The following is a 2,422-nucleotide window of genomic DNA, read 5'->3' as shown; positions in this document are numbered from 1 at the left end:
TCTACGACGACTACAAGAAGCTGGTGCTCAGGGACAGCCGCGGGCTGGCCTCGCGCTGGAAGTATTTCTGGCAGTCGGTGTTCGGCCTGGCGGCGGCGCTGTTCCTCTACAAGAGCGCCGTGCTGCCGGCCGAGACCGCGCTGTACGTGCCGCTGTTCAAGCAGGTGGCGTTGCCGCTGGGCGTGATGTTCGTGGTGATCGCCTACTTCATGGTGGTGGGCTTCTCCAATGCGGTGAACCTGACCGACGGCCTGGACGGCCTGGCGATCATGCCCTCGGTGCTGGTCTCCGGCGCGCTGGGCGTGTTCGCGTACCTGGCCGGCAACAAGGTGTTCTCCGAATACCTGGGCATCCCCTCGATCCCCGGCGCGGGCGAGCTGGCCATCTTCTGCGGCGCGCTGGCCGGCGCGGGGCTGGGCTTCCTGTGGTTCAACACCTACCCGGCGCAGGTGTTCATGGGCGACGTGGGCGCGCTCGCCCTGGGCGCGGCGCTGGCCTGCGTGGCGGTGATCGTGCGCCAGGAGATTGTGCTGATCGTGATGGGCGGCGTGTTCGTGCTGGAGACCATTTCGGTGATGCTGCAGGTGGCCAGCTTCAAGCTCACCGGCAAGCGCATCTTCCGCATGGCGCCGATCCACCACCACTTCGAGCTCAAGGGCTGGCCCGAGCCGCGGGTGATCGTGCGCTTCTGGATCATCAGCGTCGTGCTGGTGCTGATCGGCCTTGCCACGTTGAAGGTGCGCTGACCCATGTTCGGCTTCGGCTCCAGCCAGGCGATCAAGCGGCACGGGCCGCGCGGCAGCTTCGACCTGCCCCTGCTGGTCGCGCTCGTCGGGCTGGCCAGCATGGGCGTGGTGATGGTCACTTCCAGCTCCATCGCGGTGGCCGACAGCCAGCACATCGGCGCGTTCTATTACCTCAAGAAGCACCTGTTCTACCTCGCGCTCGGGCTGCTGCTGGCCGGTGCGGCCATGCGCACCGAGCTCAAGCAGGTGGAGAAGTACGCCTTCCCGCTGCTGATCTTCGGCGTGGCCATGCTGCTGGCGGTGTTCGTGCCGCACCTGGGGATGCGCATCAACGGCGCGCGGCGCTGGCTCAACCTCATCGTGCTGAGCTTCCAGCCGGTGGAGGCGGTGAAGCTGATCCTGGTCGTGTATGTGGCGAGCTTCCTGGTGCGCCATCGCGAGAGCGTGGAAACGAAGTTCTGGGGCCTGCTGCGGCCGATCATCGTGGCGGGCGCGATCGTGCTGCTGCTGCTGGTGCAGCCGGACTTCGGCTCGGCCACGCTGGTGATCGCTGTCACCATCGGCATGGTCTGGCTGGGCGGCGCGCGGCCGCTGTACCTGTTCCTGATGGGCCTGCCGTTGATGCCGCTGCTGGCGATCGCGGCGACCAGCGAGAGCTACCGCATGAAGCGGCTGACCTCGTTCATGGACCCCTGGAAGGACCCGTTCAACGACGGCTTCCAGCTGACCCAGTCGCTGATGGCGATCGGCCGCGGCGAATGGACCGGCGTGGGCTTGGGTTCGAGCGTGCTCAAGCTCTCCTACCTGCCCGAGGCGCACACCGACTTCATCCTGGCGGTGATCGGCGAGGAACTGGGGCTGGCCGGCATCCTGCTGGTGGTAGGCCTGTTCGCGCTTGCGGTCTGGCGGGGCCTGCACCTGGGCTTGAAGGGCGTGGAGGTGGGGCAGCGCTTCGCCGGCTACGTCGCGTTCGGCATCTCGCTGATGCTCGGCCTGCAGGCGATGGTATCGATCGGCGTGAACCTCGGCGCGCTGCCGACCAAGGGCCTGACCCTGCCGCTGATCAGCTCCGGCGGTTCTTCCGTGCTGCTCACCTGCGCGATGGCCGGCGTGCTGCTGCGCGCCACCTTCGAGATCAACCGCGCGCTGGATGCCCGCCAGATGGCCACGCGCATGCCCGCCGTGGCGGTAGCCGACGCGAATGCGGCGGTCGCGACGCGCGAGCGCGAGGCGGTGGCGGCATGAGCGCGAACCGTCCCGTGCTGATCATGGCCGGTGGCACCGGCGGCCATATCTTCCCCGGCCTGGCCGTGGCCGACGTGCTGCGTTCGCAAGGCGTGCCGGTGGCATGGCTGGGCGCAGCCGGCGGCATGGAGACGCGGGTGGTGCCGGCGCACGGCATCGAACTGCACACGGTCGCGGTCGGCGGCTTGCGCGGCAAGGGCCTGAAGACGCGCCTGCTGGCGCCGCTGATGCTGGCGCGCGCGCTGCTCGCCTCGAGGCGCGTGCTGCGAAGCGTGCGTCCGCGCAGCGTGCTGTCGATGGGCGGCTACGTGGCCGGCCCCGGCGGCGTGGCCGCGCGGCTGACCGGCACGCCGCTGCTGGTGCACGAGCAGAACCGCGTCGCCGGCTACACCAACCGCAAGCTCGCCGGCTTCGCCAGGCGCGTGCTGGCC

General features: G+C 69.0%; 3 protein-coding genes. All 3 read left to right on the top strand.

Annotated elements, in window-relative coordinates; genetic code table 11:
- Positions 1 to 746: phospho-N-acetylmuramoyl-pentapeptide-transferase (gene mraY / locus HOQ08_RS05615; protein WP_291192395.1), on the top strand; the 746-nt coding region annotated here is incomplete at its 5' end.
- Positions 747 to 749: 3 nt separating this feature from the next.
- A complete protein-coding gene (ftsW, locus tag HOQ08_RS05610) occupies positions 750 to 1,991 on the top strand; it encodes a putative lipid II flippase FtsW (RefSeq protein WP_291192394.1) in 1,242 nt (413 codons plus the stop codon).
- On the top strand, positions 1,988 to 2,422 hold a 435-nt coding region (locus HOQ08_RS05605), incomplete at its 3' end, for a glycosyltransferase (RefSeq protein WP_291192393.1). The genes ftsW and HOQ08_RS05605, both read left to right, overlap by 4 nt.

This window comes from Frateuria sp. (assembly GCF_013362045.1).
GTDB lineage: Bacteria > Pseudomonadota > Gammaproteobacteria > Xanthomonadales > Rhodanobacteraceae > Frateuria_A.
This window is presented reverse-complemented; position numbering and strand designations above follow the sequence as displayed.

Bases quoted from the DNA above. Each gene is read 5' to 3' on its own strand.
- ftsW (WP_291192394.1), top strand. From the start codon at position 750: ATGTTCGGCTTCGGCTCCAGCCAGGCGATCAAGCGGCACGGGCCGCGC.